The organism is Vibrio sp. JPW-9-11-11 (genome assembly GCF_013369335.1).
GTDB lineage: Bacteria > Pseudomonadota > Gammaproteobacteria > Enterobacterales > Vibrionaceae > Vibrio.
The window spans coordinates 259,044-280,054 of the sequence record NZ_SZQJ01000004.1; the positions used below are offsets into that span (position 1 = coordinate 259,044).

General features: G+C 47.9%; 18 protein-coding genes and 1 other RNA gene. 10 read left to right on the forward strand and 9 right to left on the reverse strand.

Translation table 11 applies throughout. From position 1 onward, the window contains the following. The first annotated feature begins 214 nt into the window (after positions 1-214). From FCU94_RS03750 to FCU94_RS03760, 3 genes are all read left to right on the forward strand, one after another. The gene (locus tag FCU94_RS03750; RefSeq protein WP_176287207.1) at positions 215-2,569 is read left to right on the forward strand and encodes a S8 family serine peptidase; all 2,355 of its coding nucleotides are present in this window, start codon (positions 215-217) and stop codon (positions 2,567-2,569) included. Between the two features lie 9 nt (positions 2,570-2,578). After that, positions 2,579-2,917 (forward strand): ATPase, encoded by a 339-nt coding sequence (locus tag FCU94_RS03755; protein ID WP_176287208.1) that lies wholly within the window; start codon positions 2,579-2,581, stop codon positions 2,915-2,917. 96 nt (positions 2,918-3,013) lie between these two features. Further along, positions 3,014-3,742: a DUF429 domain-containing protein gene (locus FCU94_RS03760; protein ID WP_176287209.1), complete on the forward strand. Its 729-nt coding sequence runs from the start codon at positions 3,014-3,016 to the stop codon at positions 3,740-3,742. A gap of 11 nt (positions 3,743-3,753) precedes the next feature. On the opposite strand, the gene FCU94_RS03765 is transcribed toward FCU94_RS03760, so the two are convergent. Then, on the reverse strand, positions 3,754-4,713 hold the full coding sequence (locus FCU94_RS03765; RefSeq protein ID WP_176287210.1) for an L-threonylcarbamoyladenylate synthase: 960 nt from the start codon (positions 4,711-4,713) through the stop codon (positions 3,754-3,756). A gap of 209 nt (positions 4,714-4,922) precedes the next feature. On the opposite strand from FCU94_RS03765, the gene lhgO reads away from it, so the two are divergent. Next, positions 4,923-6,167: an L-2-hydroxyglutarate oxidase gene (gene lhgO, locus FCU94_RS03770; RefSeq protein ID WP_176287211.1), complete on the forward strand. Its 1,245-nt coding sequence runs from the start codon at positions 4,923-4,925 to the stop codon at positions 6,165-6,167. On the opposite strand, the gene FCU94_RS03775 is transcribed toward lhgO, so the two are convergent. The 5 genes from FCU94_RS03775 to smpB all read right to left on the reverse strand — a co-directional run bounded on the left by FCU94_RS03775 (position 6,138) and on the right by smpB (position 10,805). After that, positions 6,138-7,289 (reverse strand): amidohydrolase, encoded by a 1,152-nt coding sequence (locus FCU94_RS03775; protein WP_176287602.1) that lies wholly within the window; start codon positions 7,287-7,289, stop codon positions 6,138-6,140. The genes lhgO and FCU94_RS03775 overlap by 30 nt on opposite strands. A gap of 88 nt (positions 7,290-7,377) precedes the next feature. Further along, a complete protein-coding gene (locus FCU94_RS03780) occupies positions 7,378-7,806 on the reverse strand; it encodes a VOC family protein (protein ID WP_176287212.1) in 429 nt (142 codons plus the stop codon). A 142-nt stretch (positions 7,807-7,948) separates the two neighbouring features. Further along, complete coding sequence (locus FCU94_RS03785) at positions 7,949-9,559, reverse strand: BCCT family transporter (protein WP_176287213.1); 1,611 nt, start codon at positions 9,557-9,559, stop codon at positions 7,949-7,951. Positions 9,560-9,885: 326 nt separating this feature from the next. Further along, positions 9,886-10,252, reverse strand: a transfer-messenger RNA (tmRNA) gene (gene ssrA, locus FCU94_RS03790). 67 nt (positions 10,253-10,319) lie between these two features. Then, on the reverse strand, positions 10,320-10,805 hold the full coding sequence (gene smpB, locus FCU94_RS03795; RefSeq protein ID WP_038205832.1) for an SsrA-binding protein SmpB: 486 nt from the start codon (positions 10,803-10,805) through the stop codon (positions 10,320-10,322). A 117-nt stretch (positions 10,806-10,922) separates the two neighbouring features. Here smpB and FCU94_RS03800 point away from each other — a divergent pair, with 117 nt between their 5' ends. Beyond that, positions 10,923-11,366, forward strand: coding sequence for an SRPBCC family protein (locus FCU94_RS03800; protein ID WP_176287214.1), 444 nt, complete (start codon positions 10,923-10,925; stop codon positions 11,364-11,366). After that, positions 11,356-11,709, forward strand: a complete 354-nt coding sequence (locus FCU94_RS03805; RefSeq protein ID WP_176287215.1) for an RnfH family protein — start codon at positions 11,356-11,358, stop codon at positions 11,707-11,709. Before FCU94_RS03800 ends, FCU94_RS03805 begins: the two co-directional genes overlap by 11 nt. Positions 11,710-11,821: 112 nt before the next feature. Here the strand turns inward: FCU94_RS03805 and bamE are convergent, their stop codons facing one another. The 3 genes from bamE to nadK all read right to left on the reverse strand — a co-directional run bounded on the left by bamE (position 11,822) and on the right by nadK (position 15,178). Beyond that, the gene (gene bamE / locus FCU94_RS03810) at positions 11,822-12,181 is read right to left on the reverse strand and encodes an outer membrane protein assembly factor BamE (protein WP_176287216.1); all 360 of its coding nucleotides are present in this window, start codon (positions 12,179-12,181) and stop codon (positions 11,822-11,824) included. 172 nt (positions 12,182-12,353) lie between these two features. Beyond that, positions 12,354-14,018 (reverse strand): DNA repair protein RecN, encoded by a 1,665-nt coding sequence (gene recN, locus FCU94_RS03815; protein WP_176287217.1) that lies wholly within the window; start codon positions 14,016-14,018, stop codon positions 12,354-12,356. 275 nt (positions 14,019-14,293) lie between these two features. Next, complete coding sequence (nadK, locus tag FCU94_RS03820) at positions 14,294-15,178, reverse strand: NAD(+) kinase (RefSeq protein ID WP_176287218.1); 885 nt, start codon at positions 15,176-15,178, stop codon at positions 14,294-14,296. A gap of 144 nt (positions 15,179-15,322) precedes the next feature. Between nadK and grpE the strand changes: the two genes are divergently transcribed. The 4 genes from grpE to dnaJ all read left to right on the forward strand — a co-directional run bounded on the left by grpE (position 15,323) and on the right by dnaJ (position 20,967). Continuing rightward, entirely contained in the window at positions 15,323-15,919 is a 597-nt protein-coding gene (grpE, locus tag FCU94_RS03825) for a nucleotide exchange factor GrpE (RefSeq protein ID WP_176287219.1), read from the forward strand. Between the two features lie 285 nt (positions 15,920-16,204). Then, entirely contained in the window at positions 16,205-17,479 is a 1,275-nt protein-coding gene (locus FCU94_RS03830) for a dicarboxylate/amino acid:cation symporter (protein WP_176287603.1), read from the forward strand. 239 nt (positions 17,480-17,718) lie between these two features. Beyond that, the gene (gene dnaK, locus FCU94_RS03835; RefSeq protein WP_176287220.1) at positions 17,719-19,629 is read left to right on the forward strand and encodes a molecular chaperone DnaK; all 1,911 of its coding nucleotides are present in this window, start codon (positions 17,719-17,721) and stop codon (positions 19,627-19,629) included. Between the two features lie 192 nt (positions 19,630-19,821). After that, positions 19,822-20,967 carry a molecular chaperone DnaJ gene (gene dnaJ, locus FCU94_RS03840; RefSeq protein ID WP_176287221.1) on the forward strand — a complete coding sequence of 382 codons (1,146 nt, stop codon included), beginning with the start codon at positions 19,822-19,824 and terminating at the stop codon, positions 20,965-20,967. The last annotated feature ends 44 nt before the right edge of the window (positions 20,968-21,011 follow it).

The window sequence follows — 21,011 nt, forward strand, 5'->3', positions numbered from 1 at the left end:
GATTGCTTTTTAAGGTAAAAGTGCCAGTTCTTATTGACTGTTCACTTTTTTGGTGGAATGGGTGATGCTGAGCATAAAAATAGTGTTTTTACTCTATTAGCCTTTGGTTGTTTTCTGTTCATGCTTTATAGCTAGAGCGCTCATGTTTCGTCATACGAAATGATGAAACTGAGTTTTATTCATACTAAAAATAGCTCAAAAAGGAATAGAGCAGATGCACAACATCATTAATAAAACCAAAGGGTTATTTACCCTATCGGCAGTCGCAGTGGCTATGGCAGGAGTTTCAACGGCGCACGCAGCGCCTGGCTTAGGCTTCAATGAAGCCGACCTTCCAACCAAATATATCGTTAAGTTTAAAGAGAGCGCACCCGCCCCGTTTGCTCGCGCCGGAGAACCAGTGATGGCAGCGAGCGAAGTTCGCCAATCGGTGCTAGAGCAAGTTGAAGCGCGTCAAGTGGAAAAACTCGGTGCAACAAGCATTTATAGCGTTGAGATGGACGAGCAACAGGTATCATCGCTGCGCAATAATGCCCAAGTCGAGTATGTCGAAGTCGACCCTCCTCGTTACTTACTCAGTGAAACGACGCCTTGGGGATTCGAGGCGGTTAACGCTCAATTGCTTGATGATGCCAATGCAGGCAATCGCACCGTTTGTATCATCGACTCAGGCTATGACTTAGCGCACAACGACTTGAGTGGCAACCGAGTCGACGGAACTAACGACAGCGGCACTGGCTCTTGGAGTGCCCCAGGTAACAACAACGCCCACGGTACTCATGTCGCGGGTACGATTGCAGCGATCGCCAATAACGAGGGTGTGAAGGGAGTGATGCCCAACCAGAACGTTAACTTGCATATCGTTAAAGTTTTTAATGAATCTGGTTGGGGATACTCTTCAAGCTTGGTAAAAGCGATTCAAACCTGTGCTGACAATGGCGCTGATGTCGTTAATATGAGCTTAGGTGGTAGTCAGTCAAGCCGCACGGAACAAAATGCGCTGCAATCACTCTATGATCAGGGCGTGTTACTCATTGCTGCAGCAGGTAACTCAGGCAACACTGCGCACAGTTACCCTGCTTCGTATGACGCGGTGATGTCTGTCGCTGCTGTCGATACCAATAGCGATCATGCGGCGTTTTCGCAAGCGACCGACCAAGTTGATATTGCTGCGCCAGGTGTTGCAGTATTGTCTACCGTCACGGTTGGCGAAGGTGTGCTCTCTGATATCACTGTCAACGGTACCAGTTACTTTGACCGAGGTGTCGTGCCTCATAACCGTAAAGTTCTCCAATCAGGTTCTTACACATCAGCGCCAGTGGCGGGCAGCATCAGTGCTCCGCTTGCAGAATGTGACATCTCTTCTGGTAGTTATGACTGTGGTGATATGACGGATAAAGTCTGTTTGACTGAACGCATTGAAAATCAACGCACTGGCGTGCGTCCTGAAATCGACCCAGTCAAAGCGTGTTACAACTCAGGCGCAAAAGCGGCGATTGTCTACAGTAACCAGGACTTACCTGGTCTACAAAACCCATTTGTGCTTGATGATAATAATGCGTATGGCCTTGTCTCCGTTACCGTCGACCGCGCCTTGGGTCAAGAGTTAGCGGCGCTAGCTGGACAAAGCGTGACAGTTTCGACGACAACAGGTGAAGACTACGAGTACTACAATGGTACCTCAATGGCGACACCACATGTGACTGGGGTCGCGGGCTTGGTTTGGAGTTATCATCCAACTTGTAGTGCTCAGCAAATTCGTCGAGCGCTGACGGCAACCGCAACAGATATTGATGTAGCGGGACGTGACAATCGTACCGGATACGGCTTAGTCAATGCAGATGCCGCAAAAGCTTACCTTGATAAAGGATGTGATGGCGGTCAAGAGCCAGAAACAGCATTGGAAAACGGTGTCGCCACGGCGCCACTGTCTGGCGACGCTAAGTCGAGCCGTTTATTTACGTTTGATGTCCCTGCTGATGCCACTTCAGCGACGTTTAGCCTCAGCGGCGGTAGCGGTGATGCGGATATGTACGTGAGCTTTAACGGAGAGCCAAGCACTAGCAGCTACGACTGCCGTTCATGGAAAAGTGGTAACCAGGAATCATGTACTTTGGATGTGACTGCTCAGGGCACTTTCCAAGTCTTGATTGACGGCTATAAAGCTTATTCTGGTGCAACGCTGGTTGCGACACATAATGGGTCTGACAACACTTCAACACAGCCAGTGAGTTATAGTAACACTGAATCAGTATCAATCCCTGATAATAGTGTCGTGGGCGCGAGCAGTGCTATTGCAGTGCAGCGCGCGGGAGATGCCGGAGCGGTAACCGTTGAACTTGATATCAGTCATAGTTATGTTGGTGACTTAAAAGTGACCTTGACTTCACCAACGGGTGCTAAAGCAGTGTTGCACGATAACGAAGGGGGCTCTGCGAGCGACATTCGAACCAGTTATCAAGTTGACTTTAGTGGCTTTGAATCACAAGGCGACTGGACACTAAAAGCGGTAGATAGTGCAAGCCAGGATACTGGGCGTATCAATAGTTGGTCACTGACTTTTCAATAAGGAGTGAATATGAACAAGTCGTTTTACTCACGTTGTACTTTGGTGGGGTTACTGCTCGCGGCTGTGGCTAGTTGGAGCTATGCTGACAATCCAGCGTTTCCTCCTGTCGATGAGCGCGCAGCCGAAGCAGAGCAGCAGCCCAGTCGGTTCTTTGTTAAGTACCATCAAGGAACAGAGCAGCAAGTTAAAGCGCTGGTTCATGATTATCAACTCGAATTGGTGGATACCCTGGAAAAACAGCAAGTGCTGGTGGTTTCAGGTGACAAGGCGCAAATCAAACAGCTCAGTCGACATGAGTTGATTGATTATGTTGAGCCTGAACCGGTGCGCAGTTTGTATTCCCAATAACCCGGTCTACCAAAGCTAACGCCCCACATGTTGGGGCGTTTTTTTTACGAGTAAAAACGCTAGACTGTCAAGATGAGTAGCAAATAACAGCGTGATATGAACAAAGCAGTAAATGGTGTTGATGGTTGCAAGGCGGGGTGGGTTGTTTGGCATTTAGCCGATCAACAGCCAGTTTGTCATATCGTTGAAAAGCTTATTGACGCACTCTCGCTGATGCGCTCAGCGCACAGTTTGATTGATATTCCGATTGGTTTTAGCGATGCGAGTACCCCCGATCGATTGTGTGATAAAGCGGCGCGTCAGTTGTTGGGGAGGCGTGCTTCGAGCGTATTTCCAGTGCCTTGCCGTGAGGCGGCCTATGCGTCGAGTTATCTTGACGCTTGTGAGGTGAATCAGGCAGCGCTGGGTAAAAAGCTCTCGAAACAAAGCTGGTACATTCTCCCCAAGGTCATACAGGCCGATGTGCTGCTGACACACTATCCCAATTTAATCCTGCGTGAATCTCATCCTGAAGTGGTGTTTACTGCCCTAAATGGTGCGCCGCTCGAGTACAATAAAAAGAGCCCCGAAGGGGAGCAACAACGTTTAGCGATTATTGAAAAGCGAGCTCCACAATGGATGGCAGTACTGGATCACCAACTAAAAACCATCGCGCGGAAAACCGCTAACCGAGATGACATTATCGATGCATTTGCGCTGATGTTGATCGCACGTGAATGGCCATATCTAAGCACGCTACCTGTCAATCCAGATAAAGACGCCAATGGCAGAGTGAGAGAGATTGTCTACTTCGCAAACGACACGAGAGCCAGCGGGCTCTCGTGATAGTTGGTTCTTTACAGCTTAGATTGAGCGCGATTGAGGCGGTCGTGTACGGCTAACCATTCGTCACTCACTGGTGGACGTTCGACCCAAATTTCGTCGCAGCCCCACTGGTCTACTTCATCGAGGGCACGGTAGAGGTCGTGTGAATATTGGCCTACATCCGCCGGCATCAGCTTGCTCTTAAAGTCCGAGCCTGAACTCAGCGGAGAGATATGCACGCAAGCGATATTGCCAGCAGGCGCGCTTTCAATTTCTTCAAGGCTGACTAAACGCACTTTGGTGTTCGGCTGGTAGTGACTAGTGACATTTCCTGGAACGGCAACTGAATGAGCTTGTGGCGCTTCAACTGGCATCCCCAGAGTTTGCGAAAGCTGGGCGGCACTTACTGGGCCGCTGCGCAAAATGCGAAAAGGTCGCTGGGTTAAGTCAATAATGGTCGATTCTAAACCGTGGGCGCAGTCGCCTCCGTCGAGCACTGCGGCAACCTTACCACCGAGCGATTTCAGCACGTGCTTAGCCGAAGTTGGGCTGAGCTTTTTATACGGATTTGCAGAAGGCGCGGCAACCGCCATGCCTGATGTGAGCAGTTGGCTGAATACATCATGGGCTGGCATGCGAATGCCAATGGTGTTAAGGCCACCAGTGACCACTGGCGTCGCTTGAGGCGCTTTGTTGAGCAGCAGTGTCACCGGACCTGGCCAATAGGCTTGAGCAATCGCATACGCCTCTGCTGGGATATCCATTGCCCAGTCACTTAACTGCGCCACATCTCCTATGTGCACAATCAAAGGGTGATTCGCCGGGCGGCCTTTAGCCGCAAAGATCTTCTTCACCGCTTCAGGATTAGAAGCATCAGCGGCTAAACCGTAAACCGTTTCAGTCGGGATCGCCACCAATTCACCATCGGCTAATATCTGTTTAGCGTGTTCAATATCTTGGCTGTTGTGGGCAAAAAGGTGTTGCGTGTTCAATGTAGGATCCTCGACCGAACCGGTGGGTTTAAAAATCTAGGTCGGCTATTTTAACGATGTTTTTTAAACTTTCGACGATTAATTGCATTTCTGCACCACCAAATGAATAACTTTTTCCCTATCGGTATGACTTTCAATCGCTTATACGCAGGACTATCATAGAGCTTGAAGCAAGGTAGGGGATGAGAGTTGCAATAAGGAGCGCTAAGTTGAGCAAGATCTACGATTATATCGTCGTGGGTGGGGGGATAGTGGGTGTTTCCACCGCATGGCAGCTGAAAGGGCGTCAACCTCAGGCGTCGGTATTAGTGATCGAAAAAGAACCTCACCTGGCAGCCCATCAAACCGGACACAATAGCGGGGTGATTCATGCAGGCGTCTACTACGCCCCTGGTAGCTTAAAAGCCGAATTTTGCCGGCAGGGTGCACAGGCGACAGTGGCGTTCTGTCATCAGCACAACATAGCGGTTGATAACTGTGGCAAGCTTTTGGTCGCTACGACTCGGCTGGAGCTCGAACGTATGGAGGCGCTTTACCAACGCTGCATAGCGAATGGACTAGAGGTTGAGCGTTTAGACCAAAACCAGCTCAAGCAGCGCGAACCCAATGTGGTGGGCCTTGGCGCGTTGTTTGTGTCGACCACCAGTATTGTTGACTATCGCCAAGTCACTCAAACAATGGCGCAAGAGTACCAAAAAGCTGGGGGTGATCTGGCGCTATCTTGTCAAGTGACGGCGCTCACCGAGAGACGTGATTGGGTTGAGGTCACCGTCAATGAGGGGCAGAGCGTTCAACACTATCGGTCGCGATTTTTGATTGTTTGCTCTGGATTGATGGCCGATCGCATGGTTAAGATGATGGGGTTAGAGTGCGATTTTCAAATCATTCCTTACCGTGGCGAATACTACCGTTTACCCAGTCAATACAATCAGATTGTCAATCATCTTATTTATCCGATCCCTGATCCTGATTTGCCCTTTTTGGGTGTGCATTTAACCAAGATGATAGATGGCTCAGTGACCGTTGGTCCGAATGCAGTGCAGGGGTTTAAGCGTGAAGGATATGGGCGGCTAAATTTTAGTTGGCGTGATGTTAGGGAGATGCTCAGCTTTAGCGGATTTTGGAAAGTGACGGCGCAGCACTTTAAAACCGGATTGAGCGAGACCAAAGACTCTTGGTGGAAAGCTGGATATTTAAAGCGGGTCAACAAGTATTGCCCAATGATACAGCTTGAAGACCTACACTCCTATCCTGCCGGGATCCGCGCCCAAGCAGTGTTAAGTGATGGCACCTTAGTCCATGACTTTTTGTTTGCTCAGAGTCGGCGCAGTTTGCATGTGTGTAATGCGCCTTCGCCCGCGGCGACATCCGCTATCCCTATCGGCGGCTATATCTGCGATAAAGTCGCCGATAAGCAGAGCGACTTAACGGAGTCCGTTGATCTGTTCAATTAGGCTAAGAAACAGATCGCGGCCGATCGGAATTAACTCATCAGGAAAGTCATAATCAGGATTATGCAGTTGAGGAGACTCTATACCGGCGCCTAAAGCAAACATCGCCCCTTGCTTGGCCACGGCGGTAAACTGACCAAAATCTTCTGACCAACGCATCGGCTCTTTCATTAAATGGTACGGGGCTGCATTGTTTTCGCATGCCGCCACCACGTGCTGGCAACCCTCGTCACTGTTGACGCTGGCTTGAAACACATCTTGATAGCCAAATTGCACTTCGAGCTGGCCCAATTGGGCGCACTCACGAGCGATTTGCTCTGCTTGCTCAACCAGTTTCGCCATACCTTGGTTACTCTCACTGCGCAGTGTGGCCATTACCACAGCGTCGCAGGGCGAGGTGCCAAAAGCCACTTCACCTAACTTGGCGTGGATAACGGTTATCCAATCTCGGCCCGCTGTATTTTGTCGTTCAAGGATCGCTGGCAATTGATGGAACTGCTCGATAATCTGACACATCGCCAGTGCAGGGCTTATGCCATCTTCGGGATGGGCCGCGTGAGAGGTCTTGCCTTTTAGCCTAATGATCATGCCGCGAGAAGCGCAGTTGAATGTTCCTGAGCGTACGGCGACTTTGCCGAGTTCAAGGCCCGGATAGTTGTGTAAAGCAAAAGCATAGTCAGGCATGAGAGAAGCAAAGCGTGGGTCGCTGACCATGTCTATTGCTCCGGTGCCGGTCTCTTCGGCGGGTTGAAAGCAAAGAATCACTCGTCCGCGCTGTGGCCGGTTGGTTGCCAGCACGGCGCCAAGCGCGGAAACAATCGTCATATGACCATCATGCCCACATTTATGTGATACGCCGCAAATACACGAACGATGGTTGAATGTGTTGATCTCTTCAATAGGCAGCGCGTCTAGCTCGCAGCGTATCAGTGTGCTAGGACCTGCTTCATAGCCATTAAAAACAAACGCGAGTCCCTCTCCCCCTAACTGGGTATGGGTTTCGTCGGGCGCAAACTCGGTAAATACCGATTGAATACGCTGCGCGGTGGTGACTTCTTGGTGAGACAGTTCTGGGTGTTGGTGTAAGGTTTTACGTAGGTCAATCAGTTGAGCTTGAGTGAGCATCATTTTCTCCATCACAGGACTCGATCGCGAGGCAAAACCACTATACGCCGATGATTCAAGTTGTGTAAATGGTTGTAATTACAAACCACTAGCGCTCAAATCTAACATGAGGTTTAAGCTCGACCACGTTGCCTTCGGGATCGTCTAAATAGATAGAGCGGCCAAAGCCTTGTGCGCCATAGCGCTTAGCAAATTCGGAGGTGGTGACATTATGTTGCTTGAGGTAGTCGAGCAGTTCCTGTTCGTCAAAGTCTTCAATTTGCAAGCAAAAGTGGTCGACATTGCGTCCATCTTGCTGGGGCGCTTTTCCGCCGAGTTTTCCTAACTCACTGTCTACTGGAACAATATCAATCAAGGCGCTGCCTGCGCGGCACTGAACCAGACCAATGTCTTCTTTCTCACGCTCTATCGGGCAGCCAAGAATGTCGCGATAGAAATGCAACATGGCGTCGAGTTGAGTGGTGCGAACTACTACATGGTCGAGCGCCACCACTTGAATGGGGTTTTGGTGAGTCATTTTTCCTCCTTAACTCAAACTCTAAACATAGTATACGTATCCGGTTTTGTGAGGATCGTGAGCGAACATGAGCAGACAAAAAAATGAGCGCACAAGGCGCACAAGGCGCTCATTGTCTGAGAAATTGAGGATTAGCGAACGGTTAGCGAGCGGCGACACTGTGGCTGGCGTCGTTTTGATAGGCGGGCAATTCAGAGCGCAGCCCTTTGATCAAACTCACACACATCACCAGCAATACTAAGGTAAACGGTAGGCCTGTGGCCACCACGCCAGATTGCAGCGCTTGTAGGGCTTCTTTGCCGCCTATCCACAACATGACGGCGGCGATAGAGCCTTCGATGCACGCCCAGAAAATACGCTGTGGTACGGGCGCATCAATCTTACCGCCGGCGGTAATGCTATCGATGACCAACGATCCTGAGTCCGACGAGGTGATGAAGAACACCAAAATCAAACCGATAGACAGCACCGAAATAATTGAGCTGTAGGGCAATGCGTCGTAGACATGGAATAGAGTGAGCGAGATGTCGGTCAAGCCATTGGCGCCGAGCTCGCCAACTTTGTTCACTACTTGGTCGAGGGCAATACCACCAAACACCGACATCCAAATCAAGGTCACGACTGTTGGAATGACAATCACGGCAAAAATGAACTCTCGCACTGTACGACCTTTTGAAACCCGTGCGATGAACATGCCGACAAATGGAGACCAAGAGACCCACCAAGCCCAGTAAAATACTGTCCAGCCATGCATCCAAGCACTATCTTCACGGCCATGAGGGTTACTCAAAGGCAAGATGTTTTGCACGTAGGCAAGCGTACTATCCCAGATTGAGGCAAATGCGATGTCGTAACTGATCAGCATCACAAAGGCCAAAAGAGCAAACGCAATGACCATATTGACGTTACTCAGTAGCTTAACGCCACCGTCAATACCACGGATCACCGATAGCACTGCAATAAAGGTAACAAAAGCAATCACCACCATTTGCATGCCGATGCCGCCGTCTAACCCAAAGACATGGTTGATACCGCTGGTGGCTTGTTGAGCCCCTAGGCCAAGTGAGGTTGCTAAACCAAATAAGGTCGATAGAACGGCTAGAATGTCAATCACGTGGCCAAGCCAGCCCCATGCTCGGTCACCAAATAGAGGGTAAAACGCCGAGCGTAATGAAAGCGGTAGGCCTTTGTTAAACGCAAAAAAAGCGAGCGATAGGGCAACAATGGCATAAATCGCCCAGCCGTGGATTCCCCAATGGAACATGGTTGCGCCCATGGCTAAAGATTTCGCCTCCGCACTATAAGGTTCGGCGTTAAGAGGCATGCCCCACCAGTCGGTAAAGTAGGCGGTTGGTTCGGCAACACTCCAAAACAGCAAGCCAATACCCATACCGGCGGCAAACAACATAGACAACCATGAAACGGTGGAGTGCTCCGCTTTGGCTTCTTTACCACCGATACGAATTTTCCCTAGTGGGGAGAGCAATAACCCAATCGCAAAAAGAATGAAAAAGTTAGTCGACCACATAAAGAAGAGGTCAAAGTCAGCGATGATGCTATTTCTGAGCCCGTTTAACGCGTCACGAGCGGTAGCGGGATCGACAATAAGAAGAGAGAGAAGACAAAGAATCACAAGACCAGCACTAATCCCAAACACTGGATTGTGGATATCGAAACCCCACTTTTGCACGTTGTCTTGGCCAACCTGATAATCAGTCGTTTCGATACTATATTTTTTTAATGCATTTTCCATAAATACAAAGTAAACGTTTTTATTCTGTGTCGTTCTCTAACAAGAAAAACACTAAAAGCGCCCTCCAATAATTTGAGTTCAAATGAAATTTTGTGACGGAAGTATAACTATAATGCTATTTTTGTGCAAATATTACTTATTTTGTCAATTTTGATACGAAAAATCACTTCGGCGTCTAAAGGTTTGAGGTGTAATTTATGGGTGGGCGTTATTGGCGTGCAGCTCTGGGATATGAGGCCTAAAAGCCGTTGGCAAATTGGACAGCGAAAAATTCACCGCAACAAAAAAGGCGCTAACTCCGAAGAGTTAGCGCCTTTCCAAACGTTTGGTGGAGCTGGCGGGAGTTGAACCCGCGTCCAAGAACCATTCATCATTGGTACTACATGCTTAGTCGATCTTTAATTTCACCAGTGACCTGCGAATCGACACGCCAGCCAAAGGCTATCCTGAATTAAAATTCGCCGTTCATCTCTCAGGCGGGAGAATCCGGGCTAGCGCGTTTGGGTTTGATCCCTCGTTGGTCCCCGTCTTACGTGCGGAAGCTAGGGCGAGAGAGCTCTGAGCAGGTTATTAAGCTGCTAGTGCGTAGTTTTCGTCGTTTGCGACTATTTTTTTGCGGCTTTTTACGTGGCCAACCGCCCCACGGCATGCACCTCAGACTGCAAAATTCCTGTCGAATCCTAAATCAGCCCCAAAGTGTTCCTCGCATAGTACCAGAAAAGTGTACCCTGTCTAGCCTTGCGCGTTTAAGTGCTCAATATTAACGCAGCGAGCTTTTCATCACGCGCGCTTTCTCTCTAGCCCAATCTTTTTCTTTAAGATCAGTACGTTTGTCGTGAAGCTTTTTACCTTTCGCGACACCGATCTTCATCTTAACCCACGAACGCGACCAGTAGAGAGACAGCGCGGCTAACGTCATACCCTCTCGGTTAATACGTCCGAGTAAGTTGTCGAGTTCTCGACGGCTTAGTAGTAGTTTACGAACACGTGTAGGGTTGGCTACCACGTGCGTCGATGCTTGATTTAATGGAGTAATCGTCATGCCACTGACAAAGGCTTCTCCGTCACGCATAAAGACATAGCTTTCTGCGATATTGGCCTTGCCTTGACGAAGTGACTTAACTTCCCAGCCTTGAAGCTCCATGCCTGCTTCGATTTCATCATCGATGAAATACTCATGGCGAGCTTTCTTATTGACAGCGATGGTATTGCTACCCGCTTTTTGTTTCGATTTTTTCTTTGCCATAATCGCTGCATTATACGGATAGGATGTAAGTTAGGAAATCCCTTTATTTGCGCTGAGTGCAAATAAAAGTAAAATTGCCTCATGCTTGAGGTTCAAGCGGTATCACGAGGAGTTCATATGAAGCAAGTTAGCCGTTCTGCATTGGTGTCATTCAGTGCCGAGCAGATGTTCAATCTAGTGAACGATGTTGCCAGTTACCCGGAGTTTTTACCGGGTTGCTCGGGTTCACGTGTGATTGAATCGAGCTCTAACGCGATGGTGGCTTCTGTAGATGTGGCAAAAGCAGGGATAAGCAAAACGTTCACCACGGCCAACGAGTTAATCAACGGTGAAGCCATTATGATGAACTTGGTCGATGGCCCTTTTAAAACCCTGAAAGGGGGGTGGTTTTTTACTCCGCTGGATGAGCAAGCGTGTAAGGTTGAGCTGAAACTTGAGTTTGAGTTTTCCAGCAAAATGATCGAAATGGCATTTGGCAAGGTGTTTAACGAGCTCACCAATAATATGGTCAATGCGTTTACCAAGAGAGCTAAACAGGTGTATTCAGTTTATGAGTATTGAGTCGGATATGATCCATGTTGAGGTGGTCTATGCTCTGCCTCATGAGCAGCGTGTATTTACCTTGGTCGTGAATAAAGCGATGACGGTTGAGGAGATTATCGCCCAATCTGGCGTACTTGAACTCTATCCAGAGATCGATCTCAGTAAGAACAAGGTAGGGGTATTTAGTCGCAACGTTAAGCTAGATGCAACGATAAACGATAGGGACCGTATTGAAATTTATCGCCCCTTGTTGGCTGACCCGAAAGAGATTCGCCGCAAACGTGCCGAGCAGGCTAAAGCGGCTGGTAACGCAGACCCGGTCACCGGCGGGAAAAAGAACCCGTTAAGGAAAGAAAGTTAGGCCAGCTACGCCTCCCTCAAGCTCACCTTGCGTAACAATCTTAAAGATTACAGAGCTAAAAACGACAAGGGTTGACACTGTGTGCCAACCCTTAAAATCTGACCATTGCTCGCTAGTTAATACTCTCGAAAAAATCACTACTAGGTGGGAAGTCACCAGTGATATTGACCAATTGCCCTTCGTCGTTGAAATCAGCAATTAAGTTTTTTTGCACAGAGTCGTAATGACCTTCTGTTTGGTGATAAATGTAGTACCAAGTGTCAGGATAGCCATTCTCGACCAGCATTGGTGAACCCATTACGTAGCGAACCTGTTCTTTAGTCATACCAAATTTGAGTTTTTCAACGGCACTTTGTTCGACATAGTTGCCTTGGTTTATATCAATGCGATAAACCAGTTTCTCTAGGAGAGAGCAGCCTGTCAGCATTGTCATTGCGAGTGGTACTGCGATAAGCCACTTTTTAAATTGCATACTTAAATTCTTTGTAACGGATAATGATCAAACTCAGCCGATAATAAACAAGCTAGAAGCTAAAGTAAAAAGCTGAGAGCGTTTTGAATTGTTTCAGACCGTGATTTTTGAATTTGGTTGCAAAGTAGAGCCAAAATTCTACCGTAAAGGGAACTTTGGCTCTGTTACATGGTTAAGCTGCGATAAGCAACTCTTTGGCATTAGCTAAGGTTGAGTCGGTAATTTCACTGCCGCCAAGTAAACGGGCTAACTCTGTTACGCGTTGCTCGTCGTCGAGGCGGTGCATTTGAGTTTCTGTTTTTCCTGCTTTGGTTTTCTTGGCGACAAACAGTTGCTGATGGCCACAGCCAGCCACTTGCGGTAAGTGGGTAACACACAATACTTGAGTAGACTCGCCAAGTTTACGTAGCATTTTTCCGACCACGGCAGCGGTTGGCCCACTAATACCCACATCTACTTCATCGAAAATGAGGCTAGGGGTATCGACTTTTTGTGCGGTAATCACTTGGATAGCGAGTGAGATGCGTGAGAGTTCACCGCCAGAGGCCACTTTGGCGATAGGTTGCATAGGTTGACCGGGGTTAGTCGAGACAACAAAGCAGACGTTATCCATACCGAGTGGTGATGGATGCGTACCTTCATTGTTCACTTCAATACTAAACTGAGCCTTTTCCATACTCAGTTCATGCATGCTGGCCGTGATCAGTTTGTTGAGCTCTTTGGCATAGCGCAGGCGAGATTTATGCAGCTTTTCTGCACAAGCTAAAAAGTCTTGATACTTGGCTTCTACTTCTAATTGCAGTTCCTCGATACGTTCATCAGAACAGTCGAGTTTCTCGATTTGTGCTAGCAGGTCTTGATGATGTTGATAGAGTTCATCGGGCAGAGCGTGGTGTTTTCTCGCGATAGACATAACTTTAGAGAAGCGCTCTTCAACATAGGCCATACGCGCAGGGTCAACATCGATATTATCGAGATAATTGCGCAACTCACTGTTGGCTTCTTCGAGCTGAATCATGGCTTCAGCTACCATATTGGGTAAGTCGATGAGCTTCTCATCCAGTTCTGCGAGCTGAATTAAGGAGTGATTGGCCGATTGCAAAATACCAAGCGCATTAACCTCTTCACCCTCGTAGATAAGTTCGATGGCTTGTTGGCAGGTAGCGGCAAGCTCGCCGCTATTGGAGAGGCGCTTGTGTTCTTGTTCGAGCTGCTCATATTCATCCTCGCCAAGAGAGAGCTCATTAAGCTCTTTGATCTGATATTCGAGCAACTGCTTTTGTGCCATGTTTGCTGCACTGTTCTCTTTTAGTTGCTTGAGGTGATTGTCGGCCTGACGCCAGGCTTGGTAAGCTTTACGCGTGTTATTGAGTAAGTTGGCGTGGCCTGCGTATTGATCGAGCATCGCCATTTGATACTCGCTTTTCATCAATTGATGGTGAGCGTGTTGGCCGTGAATATTAATCAATAATTGACCTAACGCTTTTAGTTGTGAAAGAGGCACTGGGCTACCATTAATGAAAGCTCGTGAGCGCCCTTCTTTGCTGATAATACGGCGTAGAATACAGTCACTGCCGTCGAGGAGATCGTTGTCTTCGAGCCAACGTGTGGCGTTAATATTGTTCTCGAGCGAAAAAGCGGCGCTCACTTCGGTTTTTTCTTCGCCTTGCCTTACCATGCCGGCTTCGGCGCGCCCACCCAAACAGAGCCCCAGCGCATCGATAGCGATTGATTTACCAGCACCAGTTTCACCCGTGATCGTGGTCATTCCTTTGGAGAGCTCTAGTTGTAGAGACTTAACAATTGCAAAATTATTAACACTTAGATGAGCCAGCATTTCCTGCACCTGTTTAAATGAACAATACTGTATAAGAAGATAGTATATACTGTTTCTTTATACAGTAAAGTTGCAGGTGAGAAAAAATGTGAGCGAGCGCGGACTTCGTCCTTCGAGATGCTAGAGCGCTTCGCTCCGAGATTGGGCTTTACCTTTCGAGAGGTGCACGATGCTGCTGAGTAGGCATCTGATACTAAGTTTTTTGTTAGGGACTTACATCTTAAATGCAGAAAAAAAGGTTGACGCCTAAACATCAACCTTCCAAGAATTTCTCGCTAAAACAGCTTACTCGACCAACCAAGTTTGTTTCGAAGCACGTGGTAGTAACTGTAATCTTTTGGGTGAATAAGCTTCAGTACGTTCGGGCTCTGGTAAATATGCACTTCATCGCCCGGCGAGACGGGGAGTGATACCTGTCCATCGCAACTCACTTCTTGGGTGCCGCGATTATCCGGCGAAACGATCAGTTTGATGTGACGTTTGCTATCGACGACTAATGGTCGACTTGAGAGAGTGTGTGGGAACATAGGCACCAATGATATGGCATTGAGGCTGGGCGATAAGATAGGACCTCCTCCTGACAAAGAGTAGGCGGTAGACCCTGTCGGTGTGGCAACAATCAGCCCGTCGGCGCGCAGCGAAAAAGCGAAGCTTTCATCAATATAGACTTCAAACTCAATCATATGCGCCACTTGACCTGGGTGCAAAACCGCCTCATTGAGTGCCGCATTGTGGCTTTTTACCTGGCCGTGTCGGTGCACTTCTGCTTCTAAAAGAAACCGTTCTTCTTCTATAAAGTCCCCTGCCAATACGCTCGACAGGGCTTGTTGAAAATCTTCTGGGTTGAGGTCGGTGAGAAAACCCAGGTTGCCACGGTTGACACCGATCACCGAAATATCAAAGCGAGATAACACACGTGCTGCACCGAGCATGTTGCCGTCGCCGCCAACCACGATAGCTAGGTCTGCGATACGTCCAAGTTGAATTAGGCTGGCAAAGTCGTCGCTAGGGATATCGTCTAAAATTTCACACAGACGATCATCGATGTAGACCTTATAGCCTTGATCTTTCAGCCAAGTGTAGAGTTCTTTGTGAGTGGCAATGGCTTGCTGATCTCTAGGCTTTCCAATGATGGCGATCACTTCAAAAGGTTTTTTCATAGGTTTTCCGCACCAAATAGGCTTGAATCGACAATCTTCATCCCCATAATAATGGCAAGTTAGCTATTTATGCGAGTTTTTGTGTATCTCAATACGATAAACGTGACGTATTGGGGACCAATAGATATGAGTTCTGGAGATATCATGAGCAACGAAGAAAACAAAGTGACAGAAGAAGAGCTAGATCAAATCATCGAAGAGGCTGAAAAAGTTGAAGCGGCTGCGCAAGAGGCAGAAGCGGAGCTAGAAGAAGTTGGTGATGAGAAAGACGCTAAGATTGCTCAGTTGGAAGCCGCGCTGCTGACGAGCGAAGCAAAAGTTCAAGAGCAACAAGACAGTGTGCTTCGCGCCAAAGCGGAAGTTGAAAACATGCGTCGTCGTACGGAAACAGAGATTGATAAAGCACGTAAATACGCACTGAACAAGTTTGCTGAAGAGTTGCTACCTGTTATTGATAACTTAGAGCGTGCTATTCAAGCGGCTGACACCGAGAATGAAGTGATTAAACCATTACTCGAAGGGGTTGAGCTGACGCATAAAACCTTTGTTGATGCGGTCTCTAAGTTTGGCCTAAAAGAAATTAATCCTGAGGGTGAAACGTTCAATCCAGAGATGCATCAGGCGATGTCTATTCAAGAAAGCCCAGATCATGAATCGAACACGGTGATGTTTGTGATGCAGAAAGGTTATGAACTCAATGGCCGTGTTATCCGTCCTGCGATGGTTATGGTTGCAAAATAACCCATAGTTCCAATCAAAACGTTTAGAAAAGAGAGGCTTAGCCTCTCTTTTTTTTTGCCTGTCAGACCAGATTGCGTACGGTCCGACAACTTCTTGATTTGGTGAATTATTCTTTAATCTAACGTTATGTGAAAATTAATTTCGGATTTGAAACTTGTAACATTATCGTAAACAAAGTCTTTATTTTGTAACTTTAATGTGTACCATGTGCGAACTCCGTCGGTAAAACTGGCGGAATAAACTATAAAACCATAAATTATAAACACAACATTCTGGAGATGAATGATGGATAAATCGCTTTCAAGCAAGATTTTTGTAGGCTTGTTTGCTGGTCTTCTGATCGGTACAGCTATCCAGTACTTATTTAGCGGCGTTGCCATTTTTGATACCTACCTTTTAGGCGCTGCTGAAGGTGCAGGTGGCATGTTCGTATCGCTGATCAAACTACTAGTTGTCCCGCTGGTGTACGTATCTATTGTATGTGGCATTGTCGATTTAAAAGACATCTCAGCGTTTGGCCGCCTAGGAGGCAAAACGTTCGCGTTGTACATTATCAATACCATTATTGCTATCACCGCAGCACTCACCATCGGTATGATCTTCCAACCTGGTGCCGATGCGAACCTAGCTGGTACCATTTCGGAGAGTGTGAAACTAACGACAACGGAAACACCAGATATCTTCTCTTTGGTGGTCAATATTGTGCCAAGCAACCCTGTGCAGGCGTTTGCCAACGGCGACATGTTACAAATCATCTTTATGGCAATCTTAACCGGCCTTGCGATTCAAGCGCTTGATTCACGTGGTGGTCCGGCAATCCGTACCTTTAAAATGGCCAACGAAATCATGATGAAGCTTGTTGGCTTGGTGATGAGCCTGGCGCCTTACGGTGTCTTCGCACTGATGATTCAGCTCGGCGCCACGCTTGACGCGAACACGCTCATGTCAGTTGCGGGTTACGTCGCGCTGGTTGTGTCTATGCTAGTGTTCTGGATCTTCTTCTTCTACCCAATGGCAGTAGGGATCGCGACAGGTACGTCACCAAAGACTTTCCTGCGTGCCACTCGTGAGCAGATCCTATTCTCGCTATCGACAGCAAGTTCAAACGCGACCATTCCGGTCACGATGCGCACCCTAACAGAAAAACTGAATGTGTCTAAATCTGTGGCAGGTTTCGGTGTGCCGCTTGGTGCGACTATGAACATGTCTGGTGTGTCTATTTACATCGCATTGGCGACTATCTTCGTTGCCAACGCATTTGGTCAGCCAATTAACACCGCTGACGTGTTTACTCTCGGCCTCACTATTTTGCTGCTTTCAATTGGTGCCGGTGGTGTACCAGGCGGCGGTGTGGTGATGGTTGGCGTGTTGCTTCACCAACTCGGTCTTCCACCAGAAGGTCTAGCTATCATCGCGGCCGTTGACCGTATCAATGATATGTTTTGTACTTCTTCTAACGTCGTTGGTGATACTGCAGTTAACACTATCGTTGCCAAAACTGAAGGCGAGATTGGTAAGGAAGAAGCCGTTGACGCGAAACCTGCGCAAGCGAATGCTTAGATTTTGAAATACCTGTAGTCAGAAGCGAACCTTAAGGTTCGCTTTTGTTTTTATGTCAGGAATCTTTTTTTATTTTTTTTTAATCTCTCCCTTGAAAAGCCATTTGCCGCCCTTATCTATTGGGCATAGACAAACAAACATCATATTTTTGTTTGTGAGCAAGGGTTGAAACCCGATTCTCCATCCCCACATAGGGGATATAGCAAAACGAAAATAGAAACTTATTCGGAGATAGCCTGATGGGTAAAATCATTGGTATTGACTTAGGTACTACTAACTCATGTGTTGCGGTACTAGACGGCGATAAGCCACGCGTAATTGAAAACGCAGAGGGTGAGCGTACCACTGCATCGGTAATTGCTTACACAGACGGTGAGACACTAGTAGGTCAGCCAGCAAAACGTCAAGCAGTTACAAACCCTGAAAACACGCTATTTGCAATCAAGCGTTTGATCGGCCGTCGTTTTGAAGACGAAGAGGTGCAGCGCGACATTCAAATCATGCCTTACAAAATCGTTAAGGCCGATAACGGCGATGCTTGGGTAGAAGCAAAAGGCCAAAAAATGGCAGCTCCTCAGGTTTCTGCTGAAGTACTGAAGAAAATGAAGAAAACCGCTGAGGATTTCCTTGGCGAGGAAGTGACTGGCGCAGTTATCACTGTACCTGCTTACTTTAACGATGCTCAGCGTCAAGCAACAAAAGATGCTGGCCGTATCGCGGGTCTAGAAGTTAAGCGTATTATCAACGAGCCGACAGCGGCAGCGCTTGCTTACGGCCTTGATAAGAAAGGCGGCGATCGCACTATCGCGGTATACGACCTAGGTGGTGGTACCTTCGATATCTCAATCATCGAGATCGACGAAGTTGAAGGCGAGAAAACGTTTGAAGTACTTGCAACCAACGGTGACACGCACCTTGGTGGTGAAGACTTCGACAACCGCATGATCAACTACTTGGTTGAAGAATTCAAGAAAGAGCAAGGTATCGATCTTAAGAACGATCCACTAGCGATGCAGCGTGTGAAAGAAGCTGCTGAGAAAGCGAAAATCGAGCTTTCTTCTACTTCTCAAACTGACGTGAACCTACCATACGTGACTGCGGACGCAACGGGTCCTAAGCACATGAACGTTAAAGTAACACGTGCGAAACTAGAGTCTCTAGTCGAAGATCTAGTACAACGCTCTCTAGAGCCGCTAAAAGTTGCTCTAGCTGACGCAGACCTATCGGTTAACGACATCACTGACGTTATCCTAGTAGGTGGTCAGACTCGTATGCCTATGGTTCAAGCGAAAGTCGCAGAGTTCTTCGGTAAAGAAGCACGCCGCGACGTGAACCCAGACGAAGCAGTAGCAATGGGTGCTGCAGTCCAAGGTGGTGTACTTGCTGGTGACGTGAAAGACGTTCTACTACTAGACGTTACTCCTCTATCTCTAGGTATCGAGACGATGGGCGGCGTAATGACTAAATTGGTTGAGAAGAACACCACTATCCCAACCAAAGCGAACCAAGTGTTCTCGACAGCAGAAGATAACCAGAGCGCGGTAACTATCCACGTGCTACAAGGTGAGCGTAAGCAGGCGATGTACAACAAGTCTCTAGGTCAATTCAACCTAGAAGGCATTCAACCTGCACCACGTGGTATGCCACAAATTGAAGTGACTTTCGACCTTGATGCGGACGGTATCCTACACGTATCAGCGAAAGACAAGCAGACTGGCAAAGAGCAGAAGATCACTATCCAAGCTTCTGGCGGTCTGAGCGATGACGAAATCGAAAAAATGGTACAAGAAGCAGAAGCGAACAAAGAAGCGGACAAGAAGTTCGAAGAGCTAGCGACTGCACGTAACCAAGCTGACCAAATGATTCACGGTACTCGTAAGCAAGTTGAAGAAGCGGGTGATGCGCTTCCTGCTGATGAGAAAGAGAAGATTGAAGCAGCGATCAGTGAGCTAGAAGAAGCTCGTAAAGGTGAAGACAAAGAAGCGATTGACGCGAAAGTTCAAGCCCTTATGACTGCAGCTCAAAAACTGATGGAAATCGCTCAGCAGCAAGCTCAAGCTCAACAAGGCGCGGAAGCAGGCGAACAGCCTAAGCAAGACGACGATGTTGTTGATGCTGAGTTTGAAGAAGTAAAGGAAGACAAGAAGTAATTCTTGATTCTGACTTAACTTAATTGATGATGCGGGCGTTTGAGGAAACTCACACGCCCGTATGTTTGTAAACCGTTGTTGTATAGATACTAGTTCCTAGTTCTTAGAGTGAAATTTGAAGAGTTGGGAGCGTCTAGGCACTAGGAACTAGCATCTAGTCTCTTAAGTAGTTTTTAATTGGTGACGAAGAACATGTCGAAACGTGATTTTTACGAAGTATTAGGCGTAAGCCGTGATGCGTCAGAACGCGATATTAAAAAAGCGTATAAGCGCTTGGCGATGAAATTCCATCCTGACCGTAACCAGGGTGACGACTCCGCGTCAGATAAGTTTAAAGAAGTAAAAGAAGCGTACGAAGTGCTATTGGATCCGCAGAAGAAAGCGGCTTATGACCAGTATGGTCACGCTGCCTTTGAACAAGGTGGTATGGGCGGTGGCGGCTTCGGTGGCGGCAGTGCAGACTTCGGCGACATCTTTGGCGACGTGTTTGGCGATATCTTTGGTGGCGGTCGTCGTGGTGGCGGTGGTGGTCATCGTGCACAGCGTGGTGCTGATTTACGTTACAACATGGAGCTGACATTAGAAGAGGCGGTCCGTGGTGTTTCTAAAGAGATCGAAGTTCCGACCCTAGTTCACTGTGATAGCTGTGAGGGGAGTGGAGCGAAGAAAGGTACCTCTGCCGAAACTTGTGGTACCTGTCATGGTCACGGCCAGGTTCAGATGCGTCAAGGCTTCTTTGCCGTACAACAAACCTGTCCGACTTGTCACGGTAAAGGTAAAATCATTAAAGACCCATGTAATGTGTGTCATGGGCAAGGTCGCAAACAGCAAACCAAAACCCTTAACGTTAAGATCCCTGCAGGGGTGGATACTGGCGATCGTATTCGCCTCTCTGGCGAAGGTGAAGCCGGAGAAATGGGGGCACCGGCAGGGGATCTTTACGTACAAGTTCACGTCAAAGAGCACCATATCTTTGAACGCGATGGCAACAACCTATACTGCGAAGTGCCAGTGAGCTTTGCGATGGCAGCACTCGGTGGCGAAGTGGAAGTCCCGACTTTAGATGGCCGTGTCAACCTGAAAGTTCCGACAGAAACTCAAACGGGGCGCATGTTCCGTATGCGTGGTAAAGGTGTGAAAGGCGTTCGTGGCGGCGGTGTTGGCGATCTGATCGTTAAACTGGTTGTTGAAACGCCAGTTAATTTAAGCTCACGTCAAAAAGAACTACTCAAAGAGTTTGAAGAGTCTTGTGGCGGTGAAGCGGCAACAAAACATAAGCCAAAATCTGAGGGCTTCTTTAACGGTGTTAAGAAATTCTTTGATGATTTAACCAGCTAAGCTGACATTCTGTGTATTTTTAAGGCCTGCCGATGCAGGCCTTT